Raw genomic sequence first — 16,191 nt, 5'->3', positions numbered from 1 at the left:
TTGCGGTGTTGCAAGCGCCGATACATCCAGCCCCACCCGATGATCTTGAAGTAGGTGAAGTCGGTTTGCCACATCTCATTCGGCCACGTGGTCTTGGTATGGAACTGATCAGCGGCCTTGATCGCGACATAAGCCGGGCTGGTGATCACGTCATGGGCCTTCAAAAGGCGGTAAACCAAGGCTTCCGACACGAAGTAGCGTTTCTCGTCGGTGAAGCGTACCGCCAGTTCGCGTGGTGACAACTCGCTGTAATCCAGCGCCATCTCGACGATCTGATGCTGGATATCGTCGCCGATGCGGTTCCACACCCGGCTTGACGCCGATGGCCGATCTTCCAGCGCTTCCGGCCCGCCTTCGACGAAGCGATCATACCCGCGATAGAACGTCCGACGGGCAATACCGCAATCTCGTCGAACGCTTCTTCAGCAAACTCAAGCAGTTCCGCCCGGTGCCACCCGATACGACAAGCGCGACGACAACTTCCTCGCCTCAGTCCAACTCGCTTCCATCCGCATATGGTTGCGACATAATGAATCGGCCCCCTGAGGCATTTTCGAAGCAGATGGCATCATCTTCTGGCTCGGAAAATGCGGAAAACAAAAGACAAATAGAGCACGAGCAGTCAGGGCAAGTCAGTTGCTGCGGGGCACCTGCCCATATTGAAGCAACGGATCGGCATCCAGGCCGACATTCACTTCCCCAACCACGTCGATGAACAGCGAAAACAGCTCCGCCATCGAACTGATATCCAGCTTGGCGTAAATATTCCTCCGATGCACCTTCGCCGTGCCCTCGGCCATTTTCAGCCGTTTGGCGATCACATCTATCGGATATCCCCTAAGCATCATCTGAACGACTTCGAACTCGCGATCGGTCAACAAGGAACGGCCAAAATTATCGCGAGCTCTTTTCAGATCGTCGTGCAGCTTCACTTCTTCGGGCGAAGGAGGAACAAATAGTTTCGGATCGGCAAAATGTCGCCAGCTCGAAGAAAGCGTACCGAAGACAATCGGAGCAATCGCCTTGGCCAGTTCCAATTCCTCATCCGAATAACGCCCCGCATCACGGGAACGCGCGAAGGAAAGCAATATGTGCCCACCCTGCCCGTCCGACATGCAATAGCACATCTCGTCGACAAGATCGGTGTCAACATAGTGCCGAACGAAGAAATCGCTGGTTTGAAAATCATCCTGATCTACCACGTCCTTAAGACTGATCGCCTGATTTTCGATGGACCGCTCAATGGCGAGATAGAATGGATCGGTAAGGTAAAATCCATTTTTATAGTCATTGATCTGCTGCTGCCTGACAGATTTCGATGTACGATGTTCGACGACCTCTGGCCCAACATTTTCGCGAAAATGAAACAGCATCATCTCGTCTGATCGGAGCGCGGCCGAGAACATGTCAAACAGCGCCTCTGCTCTCGCCTTACCTTCCAAAGCGATAAGCTGGGCGATCTTGCCATTCCACTCAGGGGAAGCCAGATATTCCAGTGACAACAATTCAGACATTCTCCCCTGCCCTGACTTCAAAACGAAACATGTTCAGGCAAACGCGTCCCCGTAAGCCTGTTGAAGACGCGTCAATATGCCGGGTCCGCACTGAATTGCGCCGCGAGCCAGCGTCTGAAACGGACGATTGATGGGTCCGACCACCGATTGGCGGGACCCCTGAAAACATAAGCTCCCAGTGTCACAGGCACGAATTCCTTTTCACGAGGCACCACCTTCACCAGTCTACCCGCCGCAAGATCTTCGGCAATGAGATAGTGATTGCCAAGCGCGATCCCTTGGCCCGCCCGCGCGGCGGCCAGCGCCAGATGAGCATGACCGTATCTGCCGGTCGGGGTGTTCGGGGGAAGATCGATAGATTGCGCCTTCATCCACATGCGCCATTCCACATCGCTACGTTCCTCGATCAGCGGCAATGTAGCCAGGTCTTCCGCCGAACGGATCTTGTCGCCCCAGCGAGAGACGAACATCGGTGAGGCCAACGGAAAAACATGTGGCCTCGCCAGTTCAAGCGTTCTCACCCCACGCTTCCGGTCCAGCGTCTGGCTATCGCCTATATATCGAATATCGCCATCAACGGCGTTGTTCGAAAGGTCAAGGAGACCTTCTTCCGAGCGAAGATCGACCGGCGGCATTCCGTTTCGACCCGAAGACATTGCGAGCCGCGTAGCCAACCAATGCAATGCCAACCCCCCGACGCAGGATATTACGAGCTTGCCATCGGTCCTGCCCTGAACGGCATCCGTTGCTTCCCTCAATTCATTGAAAACCTTCACCAAACGGCCATGATAATCAACGCCGACCGCTGTGAGCTGCCCGCTTTCCCGGTCAAGCAAGGTAACGCCCAGGCGCTCTTCCAGCCCTCTTACATGACGGCTGACAATGGCATGGCTTACGCCAAGGGCCTTCGCTGCTCGCCGGATACCACCCAATCGGCCCACTGCCTCAAAGGCTTTGAGAGCGGAGAAAGGAGGCAATGGTGAATTCATCGCGTTCAGCCATAGGAGTAGATGGTGACCTCAGGTTACCAAAGCGGCCGCCGAAAGCAACTGCTTCCGGAAGGCAGAATCCCCTAATGTGTCAGCATCAAGACAGATTCCAGAAACCATCATGAAGGTCGTCAGATGCGGAACGCCGAATATAACGCCCGTCGCAAGGAAGCCATTCCGCAGGGCGTCGCCACCGCCACCAATATTATCGCCGACAGGGCCGAGAACGCCACCATCTGGGATGTCGAAGGCAATGCCTATATCGATTTTGCGGGCGGGATCGCGGTTCTCAACGTGGGCCATCGTCATCCCAAGGTGATCACGGCGGTTCGCGACCAGATCGATAAATACACGCACACGGCATTTCAGGTGGTTGCCTATCCGCCTTATATCGAATTGGCTGAGCGGCTGAACGCTTTGGCGCCCGTCGATGGCGATGCCAAGACCATCTTTTTCACGACCGGCGCGGAAGCGACCGAGAATGCGGTCAAGATCGCACGCGCAGCCACCGGGCGCCCCGGCATCATCGCCTTTGCGGGCGGCTTCCATGGCCGGACCCTGCTGACGTCTGCCATGACCGGCAAGGTTTCGCCCTACAAGAAGGGCCTTGGACCCTTTCCTGGGGAAATCTACCATCTCCCCTATCCCAGCCGGACCACAGGGGTCAGCGTTGAGGAAACGCTCAAGGCTCTCAACTTCCTGTTTGCGGCCGATATCGAGCCAGAACGCATCGCGGCCTTCATCATCGAGCCGGTTCAGGGCGAAGGCGGCTTTCACAGCCCGCCGCCTGAATTTTTTCAGGCGCTCGATGATATCCGTCGTCGTCATGGCATATTGGTGATCGCGGACGAGGTTCAGACCGGCTTCGGGCGAACCGGCAAGATGTTCGGCATCGAACATATGCCGATCAAGCCCGACCTCCTTACCGTGGCGAAATCGCTAGGCGGCGGCTTTCCGATTTCCGGGGTCATAGGGCGCGCTGATGTGATGGACGTCATCGGCCCGGGCGGTCTGGGGGGCACCTATGGCGGCTCTCCCGTCGGGCTGGCTGCAGCCTTGGCCGTGCTGGATGTTATCGAGGATGAACGTCTCCTCGACCGTGCCAATGTCATCGGCCACAGAATTCGCGAACGCATTACGCAGTTCGCTGAGAACAAGAATCTGGTGAAGATCACCGGCCTGCGCGGCCCCGGGGCGATGATTGCCTTCGACATCGTCGATGAACATGGCCAGCCCGACGGCGTTGAGGCAAAGCGCGTCTGCTCTCGCGCGCTCGAACAAGGGCTGATATTGCTAAGCTGCGGCCAGTCCGGTCAGGCTATAAGGATATTGGTGCCGCTAACTGTTGAGGACGAAACATTGGAGCAAGGCCTGAATATTCTGGAGAAGGCGCTGACAGTTCCCGCGAGGGAGGTGGCGTGACCTTCCCTCACACTCTCTCTCGGCCCGGCCTGCTCAAGGAAGCGGCTTTCATCGACGGGCAGTGGGTCGAGGGAGCGGCGAAGATCGCCGTCACCAATCCCGCGGACGGCTCTGAATTGGGGACTGTGCCCAATTTGGGCGCGGACGAAACAAAACAGGCGGTTGCTTCCGCCTGGCGGGCGCAAGTCGATTGGCGCAAGCTGGCTGCAAAGGCGCGCGGCGCCATATTGCGGCGCTGGGGCGAACTGATGCTCACGCACCAAGACGATCTGGCCACAATTTTGACGCTGGAGCAGGGCAAGCCTTTTGCCGAGGCCAAAGGCGAGGTCGCCTATGCAGCGTCTTTTCTGGAATGGTTCGCGGAGGAAGCACGCCGGATCAATGGCGAACTGATCCAGCCGCACGCATCCGATCGCCGTCTGGCCGTACGTAAGGAGCCGGTTGGCGTCGTCGCCGCTGTCACGCCCTGGAACTTTCCCCTCGCCATGATCACGCGCAAGGCAGGCCCCGCTTTGGCCGCCGGTTGCTCGATGGTGCTCAAGCCCTCCGAGCTCACACCCTTTTCGGCACTGGCGCTCGCCGTGTTGGCGGAAGAAGCGGGGGTGCCCGCCGGGATTTTCAACGTCGTGACCGGCGATGCAGCGCCGATCGGGGAAATCCTGACCACGGACCCGCGAGTGCGAAAATTCACGTTTACGGGTTCGACGGGCGTGGGCAAAATGCTGGCGGCACGTTGCATGTCGACAGTGAAGCGTGTTTCCCTGGAACTAGGCGGCAACGCGCCCTTCATCGTCTTCGATGACGCCGATGTCGAAAGCGCGGTTGAAGGCGCTCTTATCTCGAAATTTCGCAACACCGGCCAAACCTGCGTCTGCGCAAACCGCTTTCTGGTCCAGGATGGCATTTTCGAAGCCTTTGCAGAGCGCCTCGCCGAACGCGTCAGCCAATTTGTGGTGGGCGCGGGCATGAGCGGACCCACAGACCAAGGCCCCCTGATTGACGGGCGGGCAGTGGCTAAGGCCTCCGCTCATGTCGATGACGCAGTGACGCGTGGGGCGCATATTCTGACCGGCGGTCACGCGATCGAGGGCGAAGGCAATTTTTTCCTTCCCACGGTATTGGCGAATGTTTCCGCAGACGCGCTGCTTTGTAAGGAGGAAACTTTCGGCCCGGTCGCCGGTCTGGTACGGTTCCAAAGCGAGGCGGAGGCGATCGCGATGGCCAACGACACTCCGGCTGGCCTTGCCAGCTACGTCTACACGCGAGATCTGGATCGAAGCATCCGCGTTTCGGAAGCGCTGGAATATGGAATGGTCGGCCTTAACAGCGGACTGATCTCTACGGAGGTCGCGCCCTTCGGCGGCGTCAAGGAATCAGGTCTTGGGCGCGAAGGCTCCCACTGGGGCATCGATGACTATGTTGAATTGAAGTTGATCTGCACGGGCGTAAACAGCGCCTTCTGAACGCAGAAGGCGCTGCGCCGTATCTTCTATATTCTCGCGACATTCGCGGTGCGTCTCTTCACGCACACTGCCCCCGGCGCCGCTCAATTTGTGACACGATCCAGGTTGAGCGGCATCGAAGATCAGCAGAGCGCCTGTTATTGCGACGCCGCCCCACCTTCTCCCATCTGTCGCCCATAAACCGGCACCACGTCATCGCTCGCACGACCGTGCAGCGCCTCAATCTCCGCCTCACGCTGCTTCAGATACAGCTCGCGATACGCCGCATAAGGATCATCCTCCTTGCGGATTTTCTGGACGGTATCGTCAAAGGCAGCGCGCTCGCCAAGCTGGTTGAGGATCGTCGCCGGAATGACATATGCAGGCTTTGTGAAGGGCTTTCCGATCAGGAAAGGCACCGCCATCTTGTCCACCGTATCGCCGATGATATCGCGTAACGTGGTCGGCCCGACGATGGGCAGATACATATATGGCCCCGGACGTACGCCATAATAGCCAAGCACGTTGGCGAGACCGTTGGGCCGATAGGGCAGGAAAAAGGGCTTGCGCTTGGCGACGTCGAACAGGCCCGCGACCCCCAGCGTCGTGTTGATGGTGAAGCGCCCCACCGTTTCCACCGCCTTGCCGGGCTTCAGCTGGAGCATATAAGCGGCGAACACCACCGGCTCCTGCAAATTGGCGAAGAAGTTACGGAAGCCCTTCCGAACGGGCTTGGGCAGTCCCTTATTATAGGCCTTCGCCACTGGCTCGACCACGGCCTTGTCAACCGACTGAACCGCTTCAAAGCTTTTTGCATTGAGATGCTCAAGCGGGTCGCCCGGTGGGGCTCGATCTGCGCCGGTCACCACGATGTCGGTGGGCTGTTCCTCCGCGCCGTTTTCCGATTTGGGAGCCAAGGATATGTTCAGCGCGGCCGCAGCGCTTGCAACATCCACCGTCGGCGACGCCTCGGGTGGCGGCGCGTCGACCGTTGCCGCCTGTGCGCCCATCATCAACATTCCCGCGGCGATGCCCGGCAGCAGCATAGTCCAGTCCTTTGCAGCGGCCGATCGCCACATCCGGCTGGGCCATCGAAGTCCAGATCGCGTCGCGGTTCATTCCGTGAGTTGTCCAGCCCCGCGCGGGCTAAATGCGATATGGCGCGCCGTCAATAGACTGATTTCGTGGAAAAGCGGAGCACCTCCGGGAGCCATTCAGAACCAGGATGCCGCCCCGCTCTTATCGCTTTTCGCAATCCCAAAGATGGGGAAAATGCTAAATCGCCGACGCCGCTTGCGCAGCCTCACCGTCACTCGGCGAATAGGGGAACGACAGCGTGACAAGCAATCCGGGTTCCGCGTCACCCAGCACGAGCGCGCCGCCGTGGAGCCGCGCGACAGCGGCGGCGAGCGAAAGGCCAAGACCCGCGCCCGCGATGTGGCGGGACAGGTCCAACCGGGCAAAGCGGCTGAGCGCACGCTCGCGATGCTCCTCTGGAACGCCGGGACCATTGTCGGACACCTGGATCAACATCGATCCGGCTTCAAGGCGCGCGGAAAGCCCAATGCGATCGCCACCATATTTCAGCGCATTATCGATCAGGTTCGAAAGCGCCTGCCCCAGCATCTCTCGATTGGAAAACAGGAACAGGCCTGGTTCAGCCTCAACGGAAATGGTAACATCCCGGTCTTCCGCCAAGGCGCCGTACATGTCCTGAAAATCATGGAGCAGCGCAGCTATATCGACCGGCATGAAGCTGTCCCGGCCTATTCCGGCTTCGGCCCGGCTGATGAGCAGGGCGGTGTCCAGCATGCGCAGCAGCGTGTCGCTTTCCTCAACCGCGCGTTCAAGTGCGCTGACGCTGGCCTCATCATGACTTTGCTTGACCGCTCCGTCCAGCACGGCACGCAAGCGAGTGAGCGGCGAACGCAGGTCATGGGCAAGGCCGTCAGTCACCAGACGCAGTTCATCGACCAGCCCGGTAATCCGGTCCAACATGGCGTTGATCGCCTGGCCCAGCGTATCGAACATGTCTCCGCTGCCGGTCAGGGCGATGCGGCGTTCCATGTCGCCTGTTTTCACCGCGCTTGCCGTATCGGCCACGGCGTGCAGTCGCCTCCGCATGATGGAGGCCGAAAGCCAGGCGGCCCCCGCCGCAAGGGGAACCGCGATCAGGACAGCGCTCAACAGCGCGGCTTCCAGATAGCCGCCGAAACGCAGGTCGCTTTCCACCACATGTCCGGTCAGCAAGCGCGTGCCATCGGGAAAGCGGGTACTGACGATGCCCATGACCTGCGGATCGCCATGCTGGCGGGGAGCGTGCAGCAGATTCACCAAACGCCAGGATTCAGCCGTGCCGACATGATCGGGCCATTTATCGAGATTCCCCGCGATGCGGCGACCGTCGGGTCCCATGAGCAGCAGGATGGAGTCGCCAACCGGATCGGCGGCAATGCGGCTGCGCACCGTCGCCCCGGCGGCGGCTAATCCGGCAGCGGCGTAGGTGGCCGATATGTCGTCGCGCAGGCCGACCGCGATCTCGCGGCTGGCATGGTTGACTGACTGGCTAGTGAAGCGATGGACTGCCCAAAGCGACACCAGCACGCAGGCGATCTGCATCAGGAAGATCAGCAGAGCAAAGCGCCAGATGACCGAATAGCGCCAGCGCATGATGCGCATCAGCCATTCTCGCTCAGGCGATAGCCCGCGCCGCGCACCGTGTGGATCAACGGCCGCTCGCCATCTTCATCGATCTTGCGCCGCAAACGGCTGATATGGACGTCGATGACATTGGTGCCGGGATCGAAATGATAATCCCACACGCCCTCCAGCAACATGGTCCGCGTCACGACCTCGCCCCTGTGGCGCATCATATATTCGAGCAGGCGGAACTCGCGCGGTTGCAGGTCGACCGACCGGCTCCCGCGCATGGCCTTCCTTGAAAGCAGATCCACCTCCAGATCGCCGCATGTCAGCCGGGTTTCGGCCTGCCCTGCCTTCCCCCGCCGCAACATGATCCGCAGCCGCGCCAGCAATTCGGCGAAGGCAAACGGCTTGGCGAGATAATCATCCGATCCGCTGGTCAATCCCTTGACCCGTTCGTCAGCCGTCGCGAGCGCGGACAGGATCATGACCGGCGTCTCGATGCCCGCCGCTCGTAACGCCGCGAGCACGGCCATGCCATCCATGCCCGGCAGCATCCGGTCGAGGATGATGGCGTCATGGCTTGCCTCTGTCGCCATGAACAGCCCCTCCCGCCCGTCCTCGGCGCGGTCGATGGTGAAGCCCTCTTCGGCAAGGCCCTTTGCGATATAGTCGGCCGTCGTGGCATCATCCTCGACGAGCAGCACTTTGTAACTCATGGTCGCCCTATCGGACATCCAAAGCCCTCCGTCCAGCATTCCGCATTCGGCTGACGGCGCTCCTTGGCCCGCCTTCGATAAGGCGCTGAAGGTCCAGCATGGCCCGCAGCATCGACAACCCCTGCGGCCCGGCGATGAAGCGCGGCTCCCAGGACGGTGTGAACTTCGCCTTATAGGCGCGGAGGCCCTTGAAGCCGTAGAGGCTGCCGCCATGCTTGAAAATAAGCGCTCCCGCCTTCACCCAGATGGGCGAGAGCCGCCGCGCCTCCAGTCCCGACAGCGGCGCCATGCCGAGCGTGAACCAGCGGTAGCCTTGCGCCTTTCCCCAAAGCATGAGGCGGCAAAAGAGGAAATCCATCATGCCCGCGGGCATGTCTGCATCATGCCGCATCAGGTCCACGGACAATTCCCCATAATCGGCGGTGGCCCATATGTTCGCAAAGGCGATGATCCTGCCCTCCCGTCGCACGACCGCGCAATCGAAACGCTGCAAATAGGCCGGGTCGAATCGGCCGACGCTGAACGCTTTTTCGGCACCCCCCTTGGCTTTTAGCCAGCGGCGCGACACCGCTTCCAGCTCATCTATCAGCAGGGCGACGTCAGCGGCGGGCACGATCTCGAAGGTCACGCCTTCCCCTTCGGCTCGGCGTAACGCGTGGCGGAATGGCTTGCCCTTGGGTCCGTCGATCGTGAAGCGAGACAGGTCGACGCGCGCCTCCTCCCCATATTTGACGAGCGACAGGCCAAGATCGATGGCAAGGGGCAGACCATCAAGGCTAAGCTGATAAAGCAAGAGCCGCCCCTGCGCTGCGTCCGCTCGCTCACGCAATTCCCAAAGCAGGCTGCCCCATTCGCTCGGGTCCCCGACCGGGTCGCTCATGACAATCCAGCTATGACCCTGAATCTGATACATCAGGAACGCCCTGCCCGATGGGGACGTCAGGAACAGCTTATCACCGGTCAGCGACAGGAACGCGTCGGTTTTTCGGGCGGAGGCCAGCGCTTCATGACTGGGGCTGGTCGAGATGATCGGCCCGGCGAAGGGCGATGCGGGACGAAGCAACTGCCACAAGGCCGCCCAAATCAGCAGGACGCCGGTCGCAAGGGCTGCGCGCAGGAAGCGGGATGCGTCATGATGCCGACCGAACTGCCACCATAGGTCATTCTGATAATCGACATGCTTGAAGGCGAAGAAGCCGATCCAGACCGAAATGACGATCGCCACCGCCAGCGCAATGATCCAGCCCGGCGCAAGCATGGCAGAGGTCAGGCTGGTCTTGCGGTAAAAGGCGGGACGGCTCCATTGCAACAGGCCGGTAATGACGATCAGGACGGCCGCTTCCTCATAATCCAGCCCCTTCATCAGGGAGAAGCCAGCCCCCGCCAGCAACAGCAGCCGGGTCAGCCAGAATGCGCCATCCTGCCGTCGGTAGAGGCCCGAAGCGAGCAGCACCAGCATCGCCCCGATCATGCTGGCGGCGAGGTGGGACGCCTCGACAAAGGGCATGGGAAGGATGCTGCTCACGGCCCTGAACCGGGCCGGTATGGCGGGCAGCGATCCGGACACCAGCAGGACGATGCCACCGGCCGCCGCCAGCATGGCCAGAACCGCAGGGGCGATCTCCCGACCCAGACTTTCCGCTCCATTAAGCACGCGCCGAATCGGGCTTTGCCATGCGTGTCGTTCATGCAAAACTATAAGGAATGCCGCTGCCGCCAAGGGCAGCAGATAATAGACCAGGCGATAGGCGAGCAGCGCCGCGAACAGCGAAGGCCGCGCGACCTGCGGGACGGTAGCGAGGACCACGGCCTCGAACAGCCCGACGCCGCCCGGCACATGGCTGATCAAGGCGATGATGATCCCCAGCGTATAGGCCAGGAAGAAGGCCGGAAAGAGCGTGATGGCGATATGAGGCAGCAGCACAAACAGCGCCGCGCTCGACAGCGTGAGGTCAACACAGGCAATGCCTATCTGTGCCGCCGCCTGTCCGCGCGATGGCAACATGAGCGTCCATCCGAATAGCCGGACGGGATGCGGCGTGCGCCTTAGCGCAGCCAAGGCCACCGCGACTCCCGCGAGCATGCAAAAGCCAAGCAGTTGGAGAGCCGAGGCATCAATGGGAAAAGCCTTGATGGCGATCGGCATCGGATCGACCGCCAGGAACAGCGCCGCCATCGTCATCACCCCACCCCAGAAGGACAGGCTGGCCGAAGCGATCACTCGGGCGACATCGCCCGGTCCCAATCCCGCCGCGCCATAGATGCGCATGCGCGCAGATCCGCCGGTCAGCAGCGAAAGCCCCAGATTGTGGCTAAGCGTGTAGCTGCAAAAGGATGCGAGCGCCGCGGTGCGCCAGGCGATCCGCTTGCCGATGATGCGCAGCGCCATATGGTCATACAGCGTCAGCGAAAGATAGCTGAGGATCGTCAGCGCCAATGCGCCAGCGAGCGCGCCCGGCGTGATGGCCCGGATCGCGCCGCGCAGGTCATGGCCATGCACCTCGGACAGGAGGTGGAACACCATCGCCAACCCTAAACCCATCATCATCAGGAGGAGCGCGACGGAAAGGGCGCGCCGATGTCTGGCAGAGGAGAGCGCCGCGATCATGGCGCTATGCCGGATGGACGGGCGAGGCCAACGTCCGGTCTATCGCCCGCAACAATATCACGCTCGCCCTGTCCGCATCATGGTGCAGCTCATGTCCGCCGGGCAGGCGGACGGTCGTCGCGTTAGGCTGGCGTAGCGAAGGGCAAAGACTCGACCGTTCCTCCGCGCCATGGATGCAAAGCAGCGGCACCCAACTCAATTTGCGGCCCGCGAGAGAGGCATCTTCTTCCGGCTCCCCGATCGAGAATATCTCCGAGGGCGACGCGCGCCACTCGCGTGTCCCACCCGGGACGATCAGGCCGACAAAGGCGATCCGGCGGCGCAGTTCGTTCGGCACATAGGGCAGGGATGGCGCGATGACATCGGCCCCGAAGGATTGGCCTAGCAGCAGCAGCCGGGCCTGAGGATCGATCGCGATCGCGCGCCGCAACCCGTCGGCTATCATTGCGCCGGTCTGCTCGGGCGTACGGCGGACGCGGAAGAAGTGCAGGCTGTTCTCGGCGACCACGGGGATACCATGATCCGTCAGGCGATCGGCAATCGCCGGACCAAGTCCCGCATGGAAGCCCATGTCACCGGATAGGTAAAGCGCGACCGCATGCCGATCCGCCTTCTGCCCGGCCTTGGCAGGCATGACGTCGAACAGATGCCCGCCCACATATCCCAGATACCAGAAAGACAGGACAATGGCGCCGCACAACAGCAGCAATGTGCGCGCCAGCGATTTCACGCCGCCTTGTTCCATGCCGCCATATCCTCCGCCGCGCCGCCCGATGCCTGCACCCGGCCGCTCCGCTCCAACTTACCCCATCCGACCCATGGCCCTAATATGGCGGTCGCGGTGGCACGGATCACGACGCCGTACATGATCTGGCGATAGACAAAGCGCTGTGCCACCAACAACAAGGCAGGGTAGCGCCGCTCGCGCGGTTCGAGCCTGTAGGCGACAGCGCCGCACAGCACGTCGATGGCGCAGAAGGCAAGCCAATAGAGACCCATGCGCAGCACATCGGTTTGCGTCTGCGCCCAGCCATGCTGATGGATGCGCACCGCCGTATCGATGCTGCTGACGATCAGGGCGAGGTCGATGATCGGCGACACCAATGCAAAGCCGATCTGGAACAGCCAGGCCTGCGGCAATCCGACCCAGCTCAAACCCGCTGGCTTGCCATCGCGCCAGATGCCGCGATGCTTCCACAGGCACTGCAACGTGCCATAGGCCCAGCGGAACCGCTGCTTGGCAAGCGCGCGGAAACTTTCAGGGGCCTCGGTCCACGCGACGGCTTCGGTATCATAGGCGACCAGCCAGCCCGCACGCTGGACTGCGATCGTAAGGTCCTGATCCTCCGCCAGCGTGTCGAGCGGATAACCGCCCACCTCGTCCAGCGCCGCCCGTCGCCATGCGCCGACCGCACCCGGCACGACCGTAATCGCGCCGAACCGCGCCAGCGCCCGCCGCTCCAGATTCTGCGCCGTCACATACTCCACCGCCTGCCAGCGGGTGACGAGGTTCACGCGGTTGCCGACCATCGCATTGCCCGCCACCGCGCCCACATCCTCATCTGCGAACCAACGGGCGAGCCGGGCGATGGTCAGGGGTTCGAACTGCGTGTCTGCGTCAAGCGCTACGATGATCGGCGCGCGCGCCAGCTCCAGCGCGCGGTTGAGTGCCGCAGCCTTGCCACCATTGGTGAGGGTAAGCAGCCGGACGCGATCGTCCCCGGCGAAGGCGCGTGTGACGATCGCGCTCGTTCCGTCGGTGGAGCCATCGTCCACGACAATAACGTCCAGCGTCACCTGTTCGCTCGCGAGCACGCGGCGCACCGACGCCTCGATCACCTTGGCCTCATTGAAGGCAGGGATAATCACCGACACAAAAGTGTTGGGCTGCATCACTGGTGGTTCGACCCGGTTGGAACGCAGACGACTGCCAAGCGCCAGCGCCGCCAGCATCAGCGCCCGGCCGATGCCGAACAGGATGACCGCGAAGAACAGCCATTTAAGCGTTGCCGCGATCGCGGCCAGCACAAGGAAGACCGCAACGTCGATCCGCACCGCCACCAAATCTGCGCCGCCGATCCGTGGCATCACCTTGTCCGGTGTCAGCCCTGCGAGGGTGGATATGGTGACGAAGCGATAGCCCTTCGCCTCCAGCCGCTTGATGATGCGGGGCAACGCCGCGACCGTCTGCGCCCGGTCCCCGCCGCTGTCGTGCAGCAGGACAACCTGTGCTGAGCGGTCAGCGTCCCCGGCTTCAACTTGCTGAACCGTGCGGTCGACGATTGCATCGACGCCCGGCCGCGTCCAATCGCCCGGATCGACATGCAAGCCGACATTCAGATAACCGGCGCGCTGCGCCTCCAGCGCGGGACCGATCTCGTCCGCACTGGTGGGTTCGGCGTCCCCAAAATAAGGCGCGCGGAATAGGCGCATGGCCCGGCCGGTATAGGCTTCCACCAGCCGCTGCGTGCTGTTCAGTTCCAGCGAGACGCCGCGTGGCGAGACTTGGGCCAGATTGGGGTGGGTGTAGCTGTGGCTGCCGATTTCGCCGCCCTGCGCGATGATCTGGCGCAGCAGCGAAGGATGCATGATCGCATTTTCGCCGATGACGAAGAAGGTGGCGGGCACGTGCGCGCGCTTCAATGTGTCAAGGATCGGCGGCGTCCACACCGCGTCCGGCCCATCATCGAAGGTCAACGCCACCATATGCGGGCGGTAACCCGTCCGCCGGATGACATAGGGGGTGGGCAGACTGGCATAATGTTCGTCGATGATCAGCCCGCTTAGCGGCCCTGAACCCATGCGCACCGTTCGATGACCGATGGTGGGCACATCGTCGATCCGCAGGATTTCGCCATTGCCTTCGACATCGACGGAATTGAAGCTGGTAAGCCTTCCAAGCCCTTCGACCTTGCCCTTCTTTCCGGCGAGTGCGGACCAGAAGCCGGGGTCCTCCGACCCCAGGCGCCACAGCGCGATCCCGCCTGCGCCAGTGATCCGGGCGGCGCGAACCTGATTCCAGGCGCTAGCCGCGTCCAGCATCCAGACATGATGGACAACGCCATCCTCGGAATAGTCGAAGGTCGCGTTGCCGCTTCTGGCGTCAAAGCGGATCGGAGCGCCCGAGTCATGCGCCGTCAGCCATGCATCTTCGATCGACAGGATCGAAGCCGGGCCTCCGCCTTGTTTCCAGTCATAGGCATAGTTGCCGATCGCCACGATCGCCTTGGATGCTGGGACGGCACGCAGTGCAGCGCGCAAGCGGCCCACGAACCAGGGCTGCGCTGCGATCGGACCCGGTTGATCGCCGATGAAATGCTGGTCATAGTCCATCAGGAAAAGGCGGTCGGCCACACGCGCATAGGCATGCAGGTTCCAACGCGCATCATCCACGGGCACGGTCAGCATCACTTGCTGATTTTGACTGTGCAGCAGTTGTTCTGCTTCCTTGAGGAACGACAGATAATCGGCGTGCGCGCTAGGCGGCAGCGCTTCCAGATCGAATATGACTCCTGATGCTTTGAGCGCTTTCAGCGACTGAGCCAGGCGCAGGAGCAGCGCCTTCCGCGCCGCGCGGTCGTGCAGCAGCGCCGACGTCCCGGCACCATCCCAATCGCCATCATCGGCATTCTGCACGACCGGCATGACACGCGGGCGATGAGCCGAGGTACGGATGAGCGACGTGAAAACCGGATCATTCGTGACGCGCAGATCATGGCGCGGGCCGGTAACCGACAGCAAGGTCGGGGCCACCCAGTCGATCTGGCCGATATGCTGGCGTAAAGACGCCCGGCTTGCGTCGTCCCATGGTACATAGAAGGCGACGCTGACAGCCTTACCATCGGCGCCCGGGCCGCGATGCGGCAGCCATTCTGACAGGCGATGGCGAACCGAAGCCTGGAAATGGTTCAGGCGCTGACCGATGCCTTCCGGACGGCGGCGCTCCATCTGCAAAGGAACGGCAGGCGGGATGGGCACATTGATGATGGTATAGGCAAAGGCCATTCCGGCGGTGAGAATGACCATTATCAGGCAGAATAAAGTCGGCAGCGTCAAGCGGCGCCTGCGGCCGGTGGCATCGTAGAAAACTGGCCTGTGCATCGTTCGCCCATCCGACTGGAGAGGCGACGCAACAGGGGTGAGCGCCGCCTCTCACTTACGTGGCCACCATGTGAGCCGCTGCACGGGATAGCGGGCATGGCCTAACCGACGCATGGTCGGCAGATTACAACTTTGTCATGGGAGGGGCCTGAGCATGCCGTGTGGCAGGAAATGGCGTTGATCGACGCAGCGCCGATGAGGAATCCGCCGCACATTATCCCCGGCCCATCATGGCCGTTTCGGACATGAACCGGGCGAGTGCTTCTGCGCAGTTTACAGGATCATAGGCAGCTTCCCTCAATAACTGCTCAACTTCGGGATAATTCACTTGAGCAGGTACGACATAGGCCAGCGACCAGGTGACGAACCGTCGGTGGGGATAGACGCCTTCGGCGATGGTGCGGATATTTTCATGCCTCAAGTCATCGAGGATGAGACGCTGCAACACTTCCACGGCGTCTGCTGGTCCTTCGAGATATTGCGCGAAACTGCGGCCGGTAAACAGGAGCGCGCCCGTCACGTGAAGGCGGTGATTACGCGGGACGGAATCCCTGACGATATCCGCGGCCAGCTCATCGGCCTCATCCTCGGCGAGCCTGCTGGCGCTGATGTAGAACCATCTGAAGACCATCGACGCGAACTCCGGAAGGCCGCTGGTCCTCATTATAGAGGCGGCTATCCGTTCGTCGCCAACTCACAGGGGTTAAACACAAAGCCCCGGCCCCTGCCGCCATTCAAACGCCGCTGCCCCCT

General features: G+C 61.5%; 11 protein-coding genes and 2 pseudogenes. 3 read left to right on the top strand and 10 right to left on the bottom strand.

The features are described 5' to 3' along the window. Positions 1-20: 20 nt before the first annotated feature. Positions 21-401: pseudogene (locus ACYU81_RS18035) on the bottom strand (helix-turn-helix domain-containing protein); the annotation flags it as partial. On the opposite strand from ACYU81_RS18035, the pseudogene ACYU81_RS18030 reads away from it, so the two are divergent. Then, a pseudogene (locus tag ACYU81_RS18030) lies at positions 401-546 on the top strand (IS5/IS1182 family transposase); the annotation flags it as partial. The pseudogenes ACYU81_RS18035 and ACYU81_RS18030 sit on opposite strands and share 1 nt — an antisense overlap. 86 nt (positions 547-632) lie before the next feature. Here ACYU81_RS18030 and ACYU81_RS18025 read toward each other — a convergent pair. Then, on the bottom strand, positions 633-1,514 hold the full coding sequence (locus tag ACYU81_RS18025) for a helix-turn-helix transcriptional regulator (RefSeq protein ID WP_460989072.1): 882 nt from the start codon (positions 1,512-1,514) through the stop codon (positions 633-635). 71 nt (positions 1,515-1,585) lie between these two features. Next, positions 1,586-2,503, bottom strand: coding sequence for a LysR family transcriptional regulator (locus ACYU81_RS18020; protein WP_460989071.1), 918 nt, complete (start codon positions 2,501-2,503; stop codon positions 1,586-1,588). Positions 2,504-2,638: 135 nt separating this feature from the next. On the opposite strand from ACYU81_RS18020, the gene gabT reads away from it, so the two are divergent. Together gabT and ACYU81_RS18010 are read left to right on the top strand one after the other, a co-directional pair. Then, positions 2,639-3,925, top strand: a complete 1,287-nt coding sequence (gene gabT / locus ACYU81_RS18015; RefSeq protein ID WP_460989070.1) for a 4-aminobutyrate--2-oxoglutarate transaminase — start codon at positions 2,639-2,641, stop codon at positions 3,923-3,925. After that, the gene (locus ACYU81_RS18010; protein ID WP_460989069.1) at positions 3,922-5,388 is read left to right on the top strand and encodes an NAD-dependent succinate-semialdehyde dehydrogenase; all 1,467 of its coding nucleotides are present in this window, start codon (positions 3,922-3,924) and stop codon (positions 5,386-5,388) included. Before gabT ends, ACYU81_RS18010 begins: the two co-directional genes overlap by 4 nt. 137 nt (positions 5,389-5,525) lie before the next feature. Here ACYU81_RS18010 and ACYU81_RS18005 read toward each other — a convergent pair whose 3' ends face one another. The 7 genes from ACYU81_RS18005 to ACYU81_RS17975 all read right to left on the bottom strand — a co-directional run bounded on the left by ACYU81_RS18005 (position 5,526) and on the right by ACYU81_RS17975 (position 16,069). Beyond that, complete coding sequence (locus ACYU81_RS18005; RefSeq protein WP_460989068.1) at positions 5,526-6,413, bottom strand: MlaA family lipoprotein; 888 nt, start codon at positions 6,411-6,413, stop codon at positions 5,526-5,528. 229 nt (positions 6,414-6,642) lie between these two features. After that, positions 6,643-8,046, bottom strand: coding sequence for a sensor histidine kinase (locus ACYU81_RS18000; RefSeq protein WP_460989067.1), 1,404 nt, complete (start codon positions 8,044-8,046; stop codon positions 6,643-6,645). Next, a complete protein-coding gene (locus ACYU81_RS17995; protein ID WP_460989066.1) occupies positions 8,046-8,729 on the bottom strand; it encodes a winged helix-turn-helix domain-containing protein in 684 nt (227 codons plus the stop codon). The genes ACYU81_RS18000 and ACYU81_RS17995 overlap by 1 nt, the downstream gene beginning before the upstream one ends. 7 nt (positions 8,730-8,736) lie before the next feature. Then, positions 8,737-11,337, bottom strand: coding sequence for a bifunctional lysylphosphatidylglycerol flippase/synthetase MprF (mprF, locus tag ACYU81_RS17990; protein ID WP_460989065.1), 2,601 nt, complete (start codon positions 11,335-11,337; stop codon positions 8,737-8,739). Between the two features lie 4 nt (positions 11,338-11,341). Continuing rightward, positions 11,342-12,082, bottom strand: a complete 741-nt coding sequence (locus ACYU81_RS17985) for an AcvB/VirJ family lysyl-phosphatidylglycerol hydrolase (protein ID WP_460989064.1) — start codon at positions 12,080-12,082, stop codon at positions 11,342-11,344. Next, entirely contained in the window at positions 12,064-15,438 is a 3,375-nt protein-coding gene (locus tag ACYU81_RS17980) for a glycosyltransferase (protein ID WP_460989063.1), read from the bottom strand. The genes ACYU81_RS17985 and ACYU81_RS17980 overlap by 19 nt, the downstream gene beginning before the upstream one ends. Before the next feature lie 214 nt (positions 15,439-15,652). Then, positions 15,653-16,069 (bottom strand): BLUF domain-containing protein, encoded by a 417-nt coding sequence (locus tag ACYU81_RS17975; protein WP_460989062.1) that lies wholly within the window; start codon positions 16,067-16,069, stop codon positions 15,653-15,655. Positions 16,070-16,191 lie beyond the last annotated feature (122 nt).

It is taken from the genome of Sphingobium sp. TomTYG75 (assembly GCF_054771635.1).
Note: the sequence above shows the minus strand (reverse complement) of the source record. Positions and strands in the feature narration are given on the sequence as shown.